Below are 14,133 nucleotides of genomic sequence, written 5' to 3'. Positions count from 1 at the left end.
CGATGAAATCTTTGTTCGGTTCACTGTCAAAAGCGAATCAGTTTGCTTCCATTGAACGCAACCTGATTAACTCCGTCACCCTGATTTTCGGGGCTTTCCTGTTTATGGTGTTTTTGTCCGTGGACTTGGGGCTGGACGATTGGGTTGAAGACCAATTTGATCAGGCGATGCTCAATAAAGCCAACTATCTGAAATCTCAGATTCGAGTGGCTGACCATCATGTTGAGTTTTTGGCTGATGAACGTTTTATGCCAGAGTATGCTGAAAGCGACGATCCGCATTTCTTTCAGCTGTGGCACGATGAAACCACAATCAAACGTTCAGAGTCATTGGCTCAGTATCCACATGTTGATCTGCTTAAACCGGATGTGCAGCTGGGTCGTGATCGCATCGTAGATATCGTTATGCCCAATGGTGACATGGGCCGCGCGACGCTGTCCTATTTTGTCCCTGAAAGCAGTGATGACGAAATCCTCCCGGTTGCACTGACGATATACGAATCCTCGACCGGCTTGGAAAGACTGGTTTGGGTGGTTGACGGGCTGCTGATCGGCAGCTTCATTCTGGCGATGATGCTGATGCGTTATGTTACCAAGAATGTGATTCGCCGTGGCCTGGAGCCACTTGAAAAACTCAATCAGGATTTGAAAACACTGCACAGCAGCGAACAGCCCGCGGCCGGAGAGCTGGAGTTACCTGAGCAAGTGGTGGAAGAGATCGAGCCGATCCGCAAGGAACTTAATCGTTACATTCGCAGCAACCGAACGCTGATCAACAATGAAAAACGTATTACGGCAGATATTGCTCATGAGCTAAAAACGCCTCTGGCAGAAATGATCACGCTGAGTGAGGTCTACATTCGCTATCCGCAGGATGAACGCATCAGTAAAACCTACCAGCATGACATGCTGGCGATCGCTAAGCGTATGAAAGCGATTGTGGAGAACCTGCTGTTGTTGCAAAAAACGTCTTCGATTGCGATGAACTCCGAATGGCAACTGCTGTCGATCAAAAACGTATTTGGCCAGGTGAAGCATGATTTGATGTTCAAATATCCGGATATCGATCAGAGGCTGGTAGTCAGCAGTTGTGCGGACGAATTTTTCTCTGCCGATCGCTTCAGCATTGAAACCATCTTAAAAAACCTAATCGATAATGCCTTGTATTACAGCCCGCATGAAAGCCTCGTGACGCTGGGCTGGAGTGAAGTGGATGATGACTATCAATTATCCATCAGTAACGCGTTGGTGCAGTCGATTACCGAGGAGCAGCTTGCAAAGCTGACGCTACCCCTGTTTCAGATAGATGCGGCGCGAACCAGCAATGAGCGTTTTGGTCTGGGGTTATCGATCATCAGTAATATCTGTCGTCAACAAGGATATACATTGAGCTTTATTCAACCAGATACCATGACCTTGACGGTCAATATCGCTATTCCCAAAGAGGTTCCGTTGCTTCAGCATCACAATGTGTGAGAAGTCAGCATAATGTAGCGATGATGGTTGTGGGAGAATGAACAAGTAACATCAAACATGACCATCGTCGTTATTATAAATATGATCTAGGTTCCAGTATCTCTTTCTTTGGGGATTGGCTTTAACGAAAAAGTTTAAACAATATGACGTTTAAATTGATGGGTGTTTAAACTTTTATTCTTTCTATCCACATTTTTATCATGCCAAAGTTATATATTTTCCAATTTGTGATTTAGATCGTTAATATTCACAATCTATTCTTTGTTAGTCCAATCTGTTTCTTTGCGAAGATTTAATAATAGCGTTAGATCGACATGTTTAGCATGTTGCCATTCGTCGCGTTGTTATATGTTGTGCCTATTGGTTCCTTTGCTTATCTTTGTCTTTTTCATGTTTTGTAAGGATTTTCTTAACTTCTCTGTTTCCAGTTTTATCGTTGACTTCATTTCATTGATTCATTTGATGCAATTGGTTTTGTATATAAGTGAGTTTCATTTTTGTTTATATTTTCTAAAGCGAGTTTCTACTATTGGTAAGAATAAAAAATCTGAATCGATGGATGGGTTATTATTTTCTGTTCAAAATGTTTACATATTCTATTGGTGAAAAATTCTTTGATAGGTTTTCTCTATTGAAATAATTGCCATAAATAATGTGAATATTTGAAACATCGGGACTAGACTCACTTTCGTAGACAATAATTCTGACTAATTTTAATTAACTGACTCAGCGCTTTTGAATCTGAATCAACGAACTTGAACCAAACAGGTAAAGGGACATCTTATGGCAAATCATGAAAGTAGTTCTTCCGGTAAATGCCCGGTCATGCATGGCGGCATGACATCCACGGGTACGTCAAACATGGATTGGTGGCCTAAGGCACTAAATCTCGACATCCTTCATCAACATGACACCAAGACAAATCCTTATGGCGTCGATTTCAATTATCGTGAAGAGCTGAAAAAGCTCGACGTTGATGCACTCAAGAAAGATTTGAAAGCGCTCATGACCGATAGTCAGGAATGGTGGCCAGCGGACTGGGGGCACTACGGCGGTCTGATGATTCGTATGGCTTGGCACGCAGCAGGCAGCTACCGTACAGCGGATGGTCGCGGGGGTGGTGCAACTGGCAACCAACGTTTCGCTCCACTCAACTCGTGGCCTGATAACGCCAACCTGGACAAAGCTCGTCGTCTGCTTTGGCCTCTGAAGAAAAAATATGGCAACAAAATAAGCTGGGCGGACTTGATCCTGCTGGCGGGTAACATGGCTTACGAATCAATGGGTCTGAAAACCTTTGGTTTCGGTTTCGGTCGCGAAGATATCTGGCATCCGGAGAAGGACATTTACTGGGGTTCAGAGAAAGAATGGCTGGCACCAAGTGGCGGTGAAGGTACCCGTTACTCTGGTGAACGCGATCTGGAAAACCCACTGGCAGCCGTAATGATGGGTTTGATTTACGTAAACCCAGAAGGTGTCGATGGTAACCCGGATCCACTGAAAACGGCGCAAGATATGCGCGTCACGTTCGCCCGTATGGCCATGAATGATGAAGAGACCGTGGCGTTAACCGCTGGTGGCCACACTGTTGGTAAAACGCACGGCAACGGAAATGCAGCAGAACTTGGCCCGGATCCAGAAGGCGCGGATCTTGAAGAACAAGGCTTGGGCTGGATGAACCACAAATCACGTGGTATCGGCAGAAACACGGTAACGAGCGGTCTGGAAGGCGCGTGGACAACACATCCGACGCAATGGGATAACGGCTTCTTCAAAATGCTGCTGGAACATGAGTGGCAGTTAGCGAAGAGCCCGGCAGGCGCTTGGCAATGGGAGCCTGTGGACATCGCAGAAGAAGACAAACCGGTGGATGTTGAAGACGGCAAAAGCCGTTACAATCCAATGATGACCGATGCGGACATGGCGCTGAAAGTCGACCCTGAATACCGCAAAATTTCGGAGCGCTTCTACAAAGATCAAGCGTACTTCGAAGAAGTGTTTGCCCGTGCATGGTTCAAACTGACCCACCGTGATTTAGGGCCGAAATCGCGCTACCTTGGCCCGGATGTGCCAGCTGAAGATTTGATTTGGCAAGATCCAGTGCCAGCAGGTCGCACCGATTATGATGTCAACGCGGTGAAAGCGAAGATTGCGGCGAGCGGTCTGAGCACTGGGGAAATGGTGTCTACCGCTTGGGACAGTGCTCGTACGTTCCGCGGTTCCGATAACCGTGGCGGCGCAAACGGCGCGCGTATTCGTCTGGCTCCGCAAAAGGATTGGGAAGGCAACGAACCTGCCAAATTGGCGAAAGTACTGGCAGTGTTGGAAAACATCGCAGCTGAAGCGGGTATCAGCGTTGCTGATACGATCGTTCTGGCTGGTAACGTGGGTATTGAACAGGCGATTAAAGCCGCTGGTTTCAATGTCGCTGTTCCATTCAGTCCAGGCCGTGGCGACGCAGCGGCAGACATGACCGATGTAGAATCATTCGATGTGCTGGAGCCACTTGCAGACGGTTTCCGTAACTGGCAGAAGAAAGACTACGTGGTGAATCCAGAAGAGATGTTGCTAGACCGCGCGCAACTGCTCGGCCTGACTGCACCAGAAATGACGGTTCTAGTTGGTGGTCTGCGTGTCCTTGGCACCAACTACGGTGGCAGTGCACACGGTGTCTTCACTGATCGAGTGGGTGCGCTGACGAACGATTTCTTCGTCAACCTGACCGACATGGCGTATACCTGGAAACCAACGGGTCGCAACAAATACGATATCGTTGACCGTAAGTCAGGTGCCACGAAGTGGACGGCAACCCGTGCTGACCTCGTGTTTGGTTCGAACTCTATCCTGCGCTCTTACGCGGAAGTGTACGCTCAGGACGACAACCAAGAGAAGTTCGTGAAAGACTTCGTAGCCGCTTGGACCAAGGTGATGAACGCGGACCGTTTTGACCTCGTCTAACCCAGGTAGCATTGCAATTGAATCCCTCGGCATCGCCGGGGGATTTTTTTATCAGTTCAACGCTGTATCGTTTACTCTTTGCGCACGGTTACGTTAGATTGGCAAAAATAGTCAACAGATTGCATTGATAAAGCAAAGGAAAGGTGATGGAAATACGCGACATTCAGGACGTTGATATCGTAACAATTACCGAGATTTATAATCGTTACATCGAACAGACGACAATTACCTTTGAAGAAGTGCCGATCAGCGTGAGTGAGATGGGCGAAAGGGTGAACAAAATTCGCGCGGCCGGATTGCCATGGTTGGTCGTCGCACACGAAGGTACGGTAGTTGGCTACTCTTATGCCGGACAATGGAACGCCCGCAGTGCTTATCGCTATACCGTCGAACCTTCCATCTATCTTTCACCACAAGCCAAGGGGCAAGGGTGGGGACGAGCGGTTTATCAGGTGTTGCTCAGCAAGCTCAAAGACCTCGGGATCCGCAATGTTTTGGGCGTTATCGCTTTACCCAATGAGGCGAGTATCGGTTTGCATGAAAGCCTCGGCTTTCGCAAAGTGGGCGAGTTCAGTCAGGTCGGATATAAATTTGAGCGTTGGCTTTCTGTCGGTTATTGGCAATTGGAGATTCCATTACAGTGACGAATAAAGAATGCTTACTTAGCTGTGTGCTTAAGCACTGGCCTAGGGTTAACTTTCCAGTTGAAATTACACCAGTCTTAGTCGGGGCAACCAATCAGGTTTATCGTATTGACGATGGTAAGAAGTGTTACTACCTCAAATCTTATCGTCGCAACCTGCAATCCGCTCTCAATCGAGAACATCATTTACTAAATACGTTGAGTACTGAGCTTCCACAAGTTCTTAAGCCGATTAAAACTCACCTGAATGGTGATCTTGTATGCTGGGAAGGGCACTTTTATGCGTTGTTCCCTGAAGCTAAGGGAGAGATGTTAGAAAGCTTCCAGCTCTCTTGTACTCATGCGCGTGAAGCGGGGATCTATTTGGCTCGCTTACACCACGCATTACGAGCTATCAATGTTACTGACTTCCCCAAAATGAAATTGTGTTGGAACGGAAAAGAATGGTGTGAAAGGCTTCAACGTATTTTGGCGTCGGTTCTGGAAGTGGAATCACCTGATAATGTTGATCGCTGGGCGATTGAACGCATTAGGGAGCAGTATGACTATTTAAATCGACCAGATAGTTGGCACCACTATGTTTGTACGACACAAGAGCAAGTGATTCACGGTGATTTTCATCATTACAACCTGTTTTTTGGCAAAGATGGGCAGGTCAGTGAAGTCATCGACTGGGATTTGGCGCAGAGAATGCCTGTAGGTTATGAGATTGCTAGAGCATGTTGGTACATGTTTCGTCTGGACTTATCAAAAACAAAAGCGTTTATAGAGGGCTATCTATCCATTTCAGTGCTGAGTCTAGCGCGGTTACGAGATGGGGCAAATGCTTGGGCAATTTTCGCCGATCATCACATATGGGCTCTAGAGGCTGTCTATCTCCATGGTAATCAGGCGGCGAAGAAATTTATTCCCGAACAGCCGTTCGAACCATTTTTGTCTTCTTGGAACAAGGTTATTGAACATGTTTCCTACTTGTTTGAAGGCTAAATGAAAGCCCGCATAATGCGGGCTTTGTGTTTTATGGCCAAGGATACGACCCTGTGGCAATGCCTTGTTCGTTGAAGCGTTTAACGATTTCTCGGCGATATTTCACTACATCTTCCAATGGCGCGGAGCGAATCTGCGCGATCTCTTCAGGCGAATAGGGTTTGGCATTGGCTTTATCGCCCCATTTGTCATTGAGATAATTCATTAGTACGGCGAGCTCGTGGTTGTTGAGTCCGGATGCAACCACGCCAGGCACGTTCATCAGATAGACCCGTCCCTGTTCATCGTCCATAAATGCGCCCAGATAGCCGGGAAGAGGCGGGATACCTCCGGCGACTGAGCCGGACCCATCTATGTCATGGCAGCCGGAACATTTGAGGATGTAGTTCTGCTGGGGCGTGTTGGAAGCGGCATAAGCCGCTCCGTTACACAGTGCGAAGGTAATCAAGACGCTTCGTACCCAACGACGGTAAAGCGTTGTTTTCATACCTTAGTCTCCGTCACGCAGTTGATGCAGTTCCTGATGAGAGAGTGGGTTCTCCTTGTATTTGTCGATCAGATTGGCATCAGGCCCACCAGTAAGGTGGTTAATGTCACTCAGGATGTAGTGAGTAATTTCCACCAGATCCGCGGTCTCAAGAAAACTTTGTGGAGGCATAGCAAATCCTTGATAGCTGTTGCCCAAAGACTCGATCTTACCGCTCATCCCCCCTGTTACCACACCCGCAATGTACTGATCGCGCTTGTCGCCAAGGCGGTTCCAGAGCTGCGGGTTTTCCAACGAGGGAGCCAGACCGATAATGCCTTTGGCGTCCATTCCATGGCAGCCAGAACAGTTGGTGACGAATTTATCCTGGTCGGATTCAGCACTCACTGGGTAGTGAGTGCCAAGCGCCACTAAAGCAAACAATAGGGAAACGGCGCGTTTATTCATTCGCCAGCCCCACCAGTGCGGCTACGGTGCAGTGGTAGCCTTTGTTGGTGTTCGCCATACACCAGTTGATGTCGTTGTGCAGACCCATGCGGTATCCCGGACGTTCACGTTCACTGTTGAGACACGCGACTGAGCTGTTCACGATCGCTTTACCACAGCAGTCGTTATACGACACCAGATAGTTCTTATTGTCGTTCGGGTTGAGACATGTGCCCACCCAAGCCACTTTGGACGCTTCAGAACCCGGAGGGCAGGTGGTTTCGCTGCCACCGGATGTGGAACACAAGTTTCCGTCGAGCGCGCAATAGCGCCAGTAGTCACAGCTGTTGATATCATCCCCCGGGCCTTCGGCTGCAAACACTTTGCCTGCTGAGCGGTCAAATGGCAGCAGCGGCATCATGCCCGTACCGACGATAAACACACCTGCTTTGGCGAGAAAGTTGCGGCGGCCAATCTGGCGTGCGGAATGACGGACGGTTTTCTCTGAGAGCCTGTCCATGGCATTCAATAACATTTCGCTGAATTTTTTCATTGTCACTGTCTCCTGCTTAGTGATTAACCGTCACGGTCTGTTTGTGTGAGAAATCTTGTAGTGATTCAAAGCCGCTCTCTTTCGCGTTGAACAAGCTTTCGAGCTGTTCGCGGCTATTGATCAGACCTTTTGACACGATCTGTCCCTGCTCATCCATGAGGACAGAGAACGGCAGTTTTGCCACGCGGTAGGCCATGCCCAGCTCCTGAGACAGCACATACGGAGTGTTTTCCAGTTTATGCTGAGCAATCAACGCGCGTTGAGCGGGTTCGTCACCGTCACTTGCCAGCACCACATTCAGCCAGCTCGATTCGGCTTTTTGCAAACTATTGATGAGAGGAAGCAGCACCTTACAGATAGGGCATGATGGTGCAACGAACAGCACCAAGGTACTTTTTGCTTGCGCGCCACCCAGCGTGATTTCCCCCTGATTGAGAGACATCAACGTCATCGGTTTGGGCGTCTCACCCAACTGAGGTCCATTGTTGTTGATCATGGCTCCCACCGGAGAGATGCGTTCAAACAGAATCCCGACCTGACGGGAAAGCGCAATAAAAGCGATAAACAGCAGTGCGACGAGTACAGCTAAAAAGCCGACTGCAAACAGTAATACAGTATTCATTAGATGTCCTTTTCCTGATCGTGTTGAGCGAGCTTCAGAATCAAATCGTGGTTGTGCATCAGTTGCTCTAGTAGGTAATACCCAAACCAGAGAATCACTCCGCCTGCGATAGCCATCAGCAGACTCAAACTGGTGACGGGCTGATTAGCTGTCATCAGCATCGACCCTGCCAGCGTTATCAGAATGGCATTGCGTAACAGCGTGCGGCGCGATACCACGATCGGTGTTCCACCACATCCACAGTCAATTTCTCGGTTGCCACTTTTCAGTTGCATGCTCATGGCGAGCGTATAGCCGATGAGCAGCAGTAGCATCAGCAGTTCCCCGGTCATATTGGTTGCCGGCGTTATGCTCAGAACCACTGCCGCAATTTCGCCAACCAATAACAACACCGCAAGCGGGTAGGCATATTGTTCAAAGTGGCGTGAGTAGTGACTGATGTAGCCTGAAAAACGACGTAGATCCGCTCCTTTATGCAGCGCGGCCTGAATAAACACCAACACGAAAAAAGTCATGATGGTCAGGTGATATTGGGTTATCCAGGATGTGCTCATATCAGTAATCCACCATCAACATTTGAGTGAAACTGCCCATCTCTTCCGCTTCATGTACTTTGGTGCCTTCAAACTTGCCACCATTAAAGGTGTATTTCACCACGGTGCCGAAGTCGGTCAGGGTGTACACATCCGGCGCTTTGGTTTGAGACACGGCCAGAGAAATCGGTTCTTCTGCTTCAATGCGCGTCACAACCTTATGCGAATCCATGCTCACGCCCCAGATCTCTTGCGCACCGTCTTTGTGGCTACCTTCCTTGCCATCCGGATGCATGGTGACGAACATCAGTTTGTTAGGCTGGTTGTAGCCAATGACTTCGTAACCACCAGGTAGCCAGTTGCCTTCGATGTCTTTGGTGTAGTTGAACTTGTCTGCCAACGTCACGGTTTCGCCAGTGTCATTCAGGACATACATGTTGCCTTTGAACGAAGTGAACATCAGTTTGCTGCCATCGCGCTGTGCGGTGATGAATAGCGCATCGTCGTCAGTGTCGAAAATCTTTTCACTTTTATGCGCGGTATAGTTCTTCGCATCTTTAGTTATGACGTAGGTTGAGAAGGTGCCGTCGCCGCAAGCGGAGCTGAACTTGTTGTCATCCTGTGATGCGTAAATACCCCAGCAGCCCGGTGTCGGGATTTCTAACAGCGCTTTGCCGCTGGCAATATCCACCACAGATACCGATGCAGCGGGTGTGGCGTTTTGTACGAACGCGTATTTGTCGGTTGCGGAAGTTTGGAAAGTGTTCACGTAAGCTGCGGCTTGCGCCATTTTGGGAGAAGATTCGATCTCTTTATCCAAGCTAAGAGAATTGACCGCGAACTTTTGCACCACAGCGTCGATGTCACCCCAAACAATGCGTTTTGGGTATACCGAGGCGGTGTAGAGCGATTTTTTGTCTTTCGATAAACCAAACTGTGCGATCAAACCCGTGGAGATGTTGCCCTTCGCTTCGAGGTTGTCCGCGCCGATCACGGTGATCATGCTTGAACCTGCCCAGCTTTGATCGATGATGAAGACGTTCGGTCCGGGTTTAATTTCTTTCTCTACAGAGACGTGTTCAGGTTTGAACTGAGTGGCTGCATATGTGGTTGGAAGGAAGATTAAGCCGCTGATAAATAGAGCGCCTAGTACTGTTTTTCTCATTGAATGATCCTTTTCGTTTTAAGAAATCATCATTCAAATCGCAATGTTTATGCCATGTTTATCAGTGGTTTCTAATTTGTTAATAGTGAGTGGGGAAACACCTTGTTACATCTGGTCTGGCATGAGATTTGGGTTGTAATAAAAGTGTCACTTTACGATGTCGCGGGCCTAGTCATGCACAAAAATGTCTGTTTTCAACGCACTACTTTGGAGTATATGCACTAAAAGTGCGCTTGATTGCACATGACTCTGGAGAGATTGAAGGTAAGAAAAAGGCTTCCGGATGGGAAGCATTGAGAACACAGATTACAACACCTTACAGGCAAAACCTTTAAGGTAGAACCCTTCCGGATAAGCGGTATCCGTTGGGTGATCCGCCGCCTGTTCAAAGCGTTCAATGAATTTCACGTCGCGGCCGGCATCCAGTGCAGCATCGGCGATGATTTTTTGGAACAGCACCTGATCCATCAATCCTGAGCACGAATAGGTCAGCAGGGTGCCGCCCGGATTAAGGATTTGCATCGCCAGCATGTTGATGTCTTTGTAACCACGACATGCACCATTAAGCTGCGCTTTGGATTCCGCAAACTTTGGCGGATCCATGATGACAACATCAAATTTGGTGCCTTGGTCGCGGTATTCGCGCAGCAGTTTGAACACGTCTGCATTGAGGAAAACTGCACGTTTTTTCGAAATATCAAACTCATTCAGTTCAGCATTGAACTTCGCGGTATCCAGCGCTGGTTGAGATACATCAGCGTTGATCACGCGCTTTGCTCTGCCTTTCAGCGCGTAAAGGCCAAAACCGCCAGTGTAAGAGAAACAGTTAAGGACATCTTTGTTCTTCACATATTTCATCGACTGGAAACGGCTGTCACGTTGGTCCAGGTAGAAACCGGTTTTGTGGCCACCGACGATATCGACGCTGATTTTCACGCCATTTTCTTCAATTACAACTGATTTTGGCGGCAGTTCGCCATGCAGAACGCCGACACGTTCTTCCAAACCTTCTTTCTTGCGTACCGCGACATCAGAGCGTTCGTAGATGCTGCATGTCGGGAAACACTGTTTCAGCGCTTCAACCAGCGCGTCTTTCTGGCACTCTGCACCTGCACTGAGCAGCTGACACACCAGAAAATCCTGATATTTGTCGATGGTGATGCCTGGCAAGCCATCAGACTCTGCGGCGATCAGGCGGTAACCCGTGAGACCATCACGCTCAATCAGATCATCGCGCAACAACTGTGCCTGCTGGATACGTTTAACAAAAAACGCGGTATCAATGGCTTCTTTTTCAAAGCTCCAAACGCGAGCACGAATTTGAGAATGCGGTGAGTATGCCGCTTTCGCAAGCCATTGGCCTTCGTGGGTATACACATCAACGGTGTCACCTAAACCCGGTTCACCTTCGATTTTGCTGATACCACGAGAAAACACCCAAGGGTGTTTGCGGCGTAAAGATTTCTCACGACCTTTGACCAGATAGATTGCAGGAGTCATTGCGTTACTCAAATGATTAATAGAAATGGGCGGGTATTTTCATGGAACTCAGCCAGAAAAGCAAACGCCGTAGGAAAATAGTCTTTTTGATGACCTCACAGTGGCCCGAGTGAAAATTGTCTATCCTTGGGAAAGGCGATCAAGAGGTGCGCGCATGTTTACGAAACTAAGGAAATGGTTGTTGTCCAATAAGGAAGAGGACTCAACCACTGAACAAGAAGGGAATCAGATGTCGATAAAGTGCGATAAGTTTATTGTGTCGGGTGTAGTGCAGGGAGTCGGCTTTCGATATCACACCGCTCATCAGGGGTTAACGCTGGGTTTAACCGGGTATGCCAAAAACTTATTCAGCGGAGATGTTGAAGTGATTGCCTGTGGTGATCCGCAACAAGTGGACGCATTACATGAATGGTTGAAAGAAGGGCCAAGAACGGCGTCAGTTGAGTGCGTTGAGCGGTCAGAATGTATTACCAACAAGCACTATAGAGGATTTGAAATCCTGTAAGAGGCTCGCTCACAGGATTTCGTTACTCATTGGCGTTACAAGCATTTGGCTGGCTTTGGCAAGCCTGCCAGTTTGGTTGCTTGTTTAGCCGGGCCTTTCGGAAACAGTTTGAATAGGTATTTGCTGTTGCCTTTTTCCGGACCGTGCTCTTTTTCCATCGCCTTAACCAGCATACGAATGGCTGGCGAGGTTTTAAATTCTTCATAGAAATTACGCACGAAGTGCACCACTTCCAAGTGAGCATCCGTCAAAGTCAGGCCTTCATCCTTGGCAAGAATGTCAATCATTCCTTCTTCCCACAAGGTGTAGTCCAGCAGATAACCTTGTGCGTCGGTTTCAATCGATTTGCCGTTGTATTCAAACATCTTTATTGTCCAATCGTCAGTTTGCGCTAAGGGTAGCGAAGCCCGTGCATTTGCTCAAGGGGTATTGGTGATTGTTCCAAAAAGTAAAAAGCCCGAAAGCAAAGCTTTCGGGCTTAGAATCTTTACCTTAAGCGAGCGAATTAATCGTCGCGCATCACGCCAAGAATGCTTAGCAGGCTGATGAACAGGTTGTAGATAGACACATACAGAGTAATGGTCGCTGAGATGTAGTTGGTTTCACCACCGCGAACAATTTGCTGTGTTGTCAGCAGAATTGCACCCGTTGAGAACAGAACAAACATGCCGCTCATCGCCAAGTAAAGCATTGGCATTTGCAGGAAGATGTTCGCTACCATACCAATTAGCAGTACCACGAAGCCCGCCATCAACAGACCACCCAGGAAAGACAGGTCACGTTTTGTGGTCAGTGCGTATGCTGAAGCACCCATGAACGCCAGAGCTGTGCCGCCCAGCGCTGTCAGCACGACGTCGCCCATACCTGCACCCACATACATGTTCAGGATTGGACCGATGGTGTAGCCCAGGAATCCGGTAAACAGGAACGTAAATACAAGACCCATACTGTTGTTACGGTTCTTTTCAGTCAGGAACAGCAGGCCGTAGAAACCAACCAGCATGATGATCAGACCCGGGCGAGGAAGGTTCATCGCCATCGAGATACCAGCCACAACCGCAGACCAAAGCAGTGTCATTGAAAGCAGTGCATACGTGTTACGCAGCACTTTGTTTGTTTGTAGAGCACTGTCATAAGACGAGGTGCGTGAATACATAGGACTGTTCATACTCTTCCTCATAGAAAGGTGTTGATATTTATATGGACATTTATGAGGCCAAAAGTTCCATATTTCAAGCCTCTGCCACTAACAATTACTGGAAATAATAATCAAAAAATGGGCGGATAGGTGTGAACAAGTTGTAACACAACATTTCCAATCAACGAAAGATTTTTGAAGTATTTATTTGAATACTATGTGTTTTTTATGGTTTGGCTGAAATGTTTTGTGGTGATCGAGTCCGATGAGCCGTGTTGTTGATGTTCAATCTCACCAAGCGGATAGCATAAATGCCAAAAGAAAAGAGGCGATAATTCGCCTCTTTGGATTGTGAGTTTGGGCCTGTTAGTGGTGCAGAATCTGCGCCAGGAAAGCCTGAGTACGGTCGGATTGTGGATTTTCGAAGAAATCTTTCGGGTTGTTTTCCTCGATAATTTCACCTGCATCCATAAAGATCACGCGGTCAGCCACTTCTTTGGCAAAGCCCATTTCGTGCGTTACACACAACATGGTCATTCCTTCTTCTGCCAACTCAACCATAACGTCGAGTACTTCGCGCACCATCTCTGGGTCGAGTGCCGAGGTCGGCTCATCAAACAGCATTACCTGAGGATTCATGCACAGTGAACGCGCAATCGCCACACGTTGCTGCTGACCACCGGACAACTGGCCAGGGTACTTATCTGCCTGATCCGGAATCTTAACGCGCTTGAGATATTTCATCGCAATCGCTTCAGCTTCCTCTTTCGGCATCTTTTTCACCCAAATAGGTGCCAGTGTACAGTTTTCCAAAACCGTCAGGTGAGGGAAGAGGTTAAAGTGTTGGAAACACATACCCACTTCACGCCGAACGGCTTCAATGTTTTTCAGATCTTCAGTCAGTTCATTGCCAGACACGACAATCTGTCCTTTCTGATGCTCTTCCAGGCGGTTGATGCAGCGAATCATGGTGGATTTACCGGAGCCGGAAGGTCCACAGATAACAATACGCTCGCCTTTTTTTACGTCCAGGTTGATGTTTTTCAGTACGTGAAACTCACCGTACCACTTATTCATGTCCTTAATCTGAATCATGAGATCGCCAGAATTTTGTTGCGTCATAATACGTTCCTTGAAAGAT

15 protein-coding genes are annotated in these 14,133 nt (G+C 48.0%); 5 read left to right on the top strand and 10 right to left on the bottom strand.

Annotated features, from left to right (window positions below; genetic code table 11):
• The first annotated feature begins 2 nt into the window (after positions 1 to 2).
• The 4 genes from LGV68_RS04430 to LGV68_RS04415 all read left to right on the top strand — a co-directional run bounded on the left by LGV68_RS04430 (position 3) and on the right by LGV68_RS04415 (position 6,063).
• Positions 3 to 1,475 (top strand): HAMP domain-containing sensor histidine kinase, encoded by a 1,473-nt coding sequence (locus tag LGV68_RS04430; protein WP_252536338.1) that lies wholly within the window; start codon positions 3 to 5, stop codon positions 1,473 to 1,475.
• Positions 1,476 to 2,258: 783 nt separating this feature from the next.
• A complete protein-coding gene (gene katG / locus LGV68_RS04425) occupies positions 2,259 to 4,433 on the top strand; it encodes a catalase/peroxidase HPI (RefSeq protein WP_165881448.1) in 2,175 nt (724 codons plus the stop codon).
• 146 nt (positions 4,434 to 4,579) lie between these two features.
• Entirely contained in the window at positions 4,580 to 5,077 is a 498-nt protein-coding gene (locus LGV68_RS04420; protein WP_158151114.1) for a GNAT family N-acetyltransferase, read from the top strand.
• Positions 5,074 to 6,063 (top strand): phosphotransferase, encoded by a 990-nt coding sequence (locus LGV68_RS04415; RefSeq protein ID WP_252536337.1) that lies wholly within the window; start codon positions 5,074 to 5,076, stop codon positions 6,061 to 6,063. Before LGV68_RS04420 ends, LGV68_RS04415 begins: the two co-directional genes overlap by 4 nt.
• Before the next feature lie 31 nt (positions 6,064 to 6,094).
• Here LGV68_RS04415 and LGV68_RS04410 read toward each other — a convergent pair whose 3' ends face one another.
• From LGV68_RS04410 to LGV68_RS04380, 7 genes are all read right to left on the bottom strand, one after another.
• On the bottom strand, positions 6,095 to 6,550 hold the full coding sequence (locus tag LGV68_RS04410) for a hypothetical protein (protein WP_225869435.1): 456 nt from the start codon (positions 6,548 to 6,550) through the stop codon (positions 6,095 to 6,097).
• Positions 6,551 to 6,553: 3 nt separating this feature from the next.
• Positions 6,554 to 6,997 carry a c-type cytochrome gene (locus LGV68_RS04405; protein ID WP_172465282.1) on the bottom strand — a complete coding sequence of 148 codons (444 nt, stop codon included), beginning with the start codon at positions 6,995 to 6,997 and terminating at the stop codon, positions 6,554 to 6,556.
• A complete protein-coding gene (locus LGV68_RS04400) occupies positions 6,990 to 7,529 on the bottom strand; it encodes a methylamine dehydrogenase light chain (RefSeq protein ID WP_020327453.1) in 540 nt (179 codons plus the stop codon). Before LGV68_RS04400 ends, LGV68_RS04405 begins: the two co-directional genes overlap by 8 nt.
• 16 nt (positions 7,530 to 7,545) lie before the next feature.
• Entirely contained in the window at positions 7,546 to 8,151 is a 606-nt protein-coding gene (locus tag LGV68_RS04395) for a redoxin domain-containing protein (protein ID WP_044363536.1), read from the bottom strand.
• Positions 8,151 to 8,705 carry a MauE/DoxX family redox-associated membrane protein gene (locus LGV68_RS04390; RefSeq protein ID WP_252536336.1) on the bottom strand — a complete coding sequence of 185 codons (555 nt, stop codon included), beginning with the start codon at positions 8,703 to 8,705 and terminating at the stop codon, positions 8,151 to 8,153. Before LGV68_RS04390 ends, LGV68_RS04395 begins: the two co-directional genes overlap by 1 nt.
• 1 nt (position 8,706) lies before the next feature.
• Positions 8,707 to 9,849, bottom strand: coding sequence for an amine dehydrogenase large subunit (locus LGV68_RS04385; RefSeq protein ID WP_020327449.1), 1,143 nt, complete (start codon positions 9,847 to 9,849; stop codon positions 8,707 to 8,709).
• Positions 9,850 to 10,155: 306 nt separating this feature from the next.
• Positions 10,156 to 11,349 carry a class I SAM-dependent methyltransferase gene (locus LGV68_RS04380; RefSeq protein ID WP_252536335.1) on the bottom strand — a complete coding sequence of 398 codons (1,194 nt, stop codon included), beginning with the start codon at positions 11,347 to 11,349 and terminating at the stop codon, positions 10,156 to 10,158.
• A 229-nt stretch (positions 11,350 to 11,578) separates the two neighbouring features.
• Here LGV68_RS04380 and yccX point away from each other — a divergent pair, with 229 nt between their 5' ends.
• Positions 11,579 to 11,854, top strand: coding sequence for an acylphosphatase (yccX, locus tag LGV68_RS04375; protein WP_024373907.1), 276 nt, complete (start codon positions 11,579 to 11,581; stop codon positions 11,852 to 11,854).
• Between the two features lie 35 nt (positions 11,855 to 11,889).
• Here the strand turns inward: yccX and LGV68_RS04370 are convergent, their stop codons facing one another.
• From LGV68_RS04370 to LGV68_RS04360, 3 genes are all read right to left on the bottom strand, one after another.
• Positions 11,890 to 12,219 carry a TusE/DsrC/DsvC family sulfur relay protein gene (locus LGV68_RS04370; RefSeq protein WP_020432936.1) on the bottom strand — a complete coding sequence of 110 codons (330 nt, stop codon included), beginning with the start codon at positions 12,217 to 12,219 and terminating at the stop codon, positions 11,890 to 11,892.
• 140 nt (positions 12,220 to 12,359) lie between these two features.
• A complete protein-coding gene (locus LGV68_RS04365) occupies positions 12,360 to 13,022 on the bottom strand; it encodes a Bax inhibitor-1/YccA family protein (RefSeq protein WP_020327445.1) in 663 nt (220 codons plus the stop codon).
• Between the two features lie 336 nt (positions 13,023 to 13,358).
• Complete coding sequence (locus tag LGV68_RS04360) at positions 13,359 to 14,114, bottom strand: amino acid ABC transporter ATP-binding protein (RefSeq protein WP_020327444.1); 756 nt, start codon at positions 14,112 to 14,114, stop codon at positions 13,359 to 13,361.
• Between the last annotated feature and the right edge of the window lie 19 nt (positions 14,115 to 14,133).

The organism is Vibrio sp. LQ2, assembly GCF_023920125.1.
GTDB classification, from domain to species: Bacteria; Pseudomonadota; Gammaproteobacteria; order Enterobacterales; family Vibrionaceae; genus Vibrio; species Vibrio fluvialis.
The sequence above is the reverse complement of the archived record's forward strand: the minus strand, read 5'-3'. Positions and strand labels throughout refer to the sequence as shown.

Bases quoted from the DNA above. Each gene is read 5' to 3' on its own strand.
- LGV68_RS04365 (WP_020327445.1), bottom strand. From the start codon at position 13,022: ATGAACAGTCCTATGTATTCACGCACCTCGTCTTATGACAGTGCTCTA.
- LGV68_RS04380 (WP_252536335.1), bottom strand. From the start codon at position 11,349: ATGACTCCTGCAATCTATCTGGTCAAAGGTCGTGAGAAATCTTTACGC.
- LGV68_RS04430 (WP_252536338.1), top strand. From the start codon at position 3: ATGAAATCTTTGTTCGGTTCACTGTCAAAAGCGAATCAGTTTGCTTCC.
- LGV68_RS04400 (WP_020327453.1), bottom strand. From the start codon at position 7,529: ATGAAAAAATTCAGCGAAATGTTATTGAATGCCATGGACAGGCTCTCA.
- LGV68_RS04390 (WP_252536336.1), bottom strand. From the start codon at position 8,705: ATGAGCACATCCTGGATAACCCAATATCACCTGACCATCATGACTTTT.
- yccX (WP_024373907.1), top strand. From the start codon at position 11,579: ATGTCGATAAAGTGCGATAAGTTTATTGTGTCGGGTGTAGTGCAGGGA.
- LGV68_RS04385 (WP_020327449.1), bottom strand. From the start codon at position 9,849: ATGAGAAAAACAGTACTAGGCGCTCTATTTATCAGCGGCTTAATCTTC.
- LGV68_RS04420 (WP_158151114.1), top strand. From the start codon at position 4,580: ATGGAAATACGCGACATTCAGGACGTTGATATCGTAACAATTACCGAG.
- LGV68_RS04395 (WP_044363536.1), bottom strand. From the start codon at position 8,151: ATGAATACTGTATTACTGTTTGCAGTCGGCTTTTTAGCTGTACTCGTC.
- katG (WP_165881448.1), top strand. From the start codon at position 2,259: ATGGCAAATCATGAAAGTAGTTCTTCCGGTAAATGCCCGGTCATGCAT.
- LGV68_RS04370 (WP_020432936.1), bottom strand. From the start codon at position 12,219: ATGTTTGAATACAACGGCAAATCGATTGAAACCGACGCACAAGGTTAT.
- LGV68_RS04405 (WP_172465282.1), bottom strand. From the start codon at position 6,997: ATGAATAAACGCGCCGTTTCCCTATTGTTTGCTTTAGTGGCGCTTGGC.
- LGV68_RS04360 (WP_020327444.1), bottom strand. From the start codon at position 14,114: ATGACGCAACAAAATTCTGGCGATCTCATGATTCAGATTAAGGACATG.
- LGV68_RS04410 (WP_225869435.1), bottom strand. From the start codon at position 6,550: ATGAAAACAACGCTTTACCGTCGTTGGGTACGAAGCGTCTTGATTACC.